Below are 1,321 nucleotides of genomic sequence, written 5' to 3'. Positions count from 1 at the left end.
TGTTGAGGCTGGACGCCATGCTCTGCCCGGCCCCCTCGGCCTTGCTGAGCACGCGCAGCTGAAGCGGTGCCACGGTGGCGAACGCGCCGGTGCCCAGCAGCCCGACGAACAGCACCGCGGTGAGGTGGTGGCCCATCGCGAACCCCATCAGCACCAGCACGGTGGCGAGTGCGGCCAGCGAGCCGAGCAGCATGCGCACCGGCGCGCGGTCGGTCAGCCGGCCGCCGATGACGTTGCCGAGGATCATGCCGACGCCGAACATCAGCAGGATCACCGACACCGTGGCCTCGACAAAGCCGGTGACCTGGGTCAACAGCGGCTGGATGTAGGTGAACACGGCGAACACGCCGGCGAAGCCGAACACGGTGGCCGCGAGCCCGAGCACGACGTGCAGCCGTCCCAGCACCTTCAGTTCCTCCTTCAGCGACACGCCGCTGCCGCAGCCCGCCTCCCTCGCCGAGACGAACAGCGCGATGACCGCCATCGCGACGAGGCCGATGGCGCACACGGCCCAGAACGTAGCCCGCCAGCCGAAGTTCAGCCCGAGCCAGGAACCCACCGGCACGCCCAGCAGCGTCGCGACCGTCAGGCCGGTGAACATCGTCGACAGCGCAGCGGCCTTTCGGTCCGGCGGCACCACGCTGGTGGCGACGACTGCGCCCACGCCGAAGAAGGTGCCGTGCGCCAGCGAGGTGATGACCCGCGCCACCATCAGCACCGCGTAGCTGGGCGCCAGCGCACAGGCCAGGTTGCCGAGCGTGAAGATGACCATCAGCGCGAGCAGCGCCGTCTTGCGCGGCACCTTGCTCAGCGCTGCCGTGAGCAGCGGCGCTCCCACGAACACGCCGAGCGCGTAACCGGAAATGAGCAGGCCTGCGGTGGCCACGGTGACCTTCAGGTCCGCCGCCAGCTGCAGCAGCAGGCCCATGATGACGAACTCGGTCGTGCCGATGCCGAAGGCGCCGATGGTCAGCGCATAGAGGGCCATCGAAGGGCGCTTGCCGGCGTTTGCGGAGGCGCCCTGGCTGGATTGCGGTGGGTTGGTCATGCCGGCGTGGTCTCCATGGTCGATGCCTGGAAGACTAGCGACGGCTTGTGTTCCCCACCTCTCCCGAAAACGCCCTCCTGGTGCCGGCTGATGGGGGGAGGCCTGACTCTCCCCGGCCCCTGGCCGCGGGGCACCTTCTCAGGCTCTCAGGCCACGCACCAGGCAGCGAACTGCGCCAGCAAGCCATGGCTCAGCGCCCAGCCCGAGCCCAGCACCAGGCCGGCGCCGGCCATGCGGTAGCCCCAGGCCTGCGCCAGCACGGGCGAGACGCGC

At 70.1% G+C, this 1,321-nt stretch carries 1 protein-coding gene; it reads right to left on the bottom strand.

Annotation, left to right across the window (positions count from 1 at the left end; translation table 11 throughout):
* The coding region (locus FKP22_RS30635; RefSeq protein WP_233447032.1) for an MFS transporter at positions 1 to 1,048 on the bottom strand (1,048 nt) is incomplete at its 3' end.
* Positions 1,049 to 1,321 lie beyond the last annotated feature (273 nt).

The sequence above is a fragment of the Ideonella azotifigens genome (assembly GCF_006519715.1).
Lineage (GTDB): Bacteria > Pseudomonadota > Gammaproteobacteria > Burkholderiales > Burkholderiaceae_C > Ideonella > Ideonella azotifigens.
This window is presented reverse-complemented; position numbering and strand designations above follow the sequence as displayed.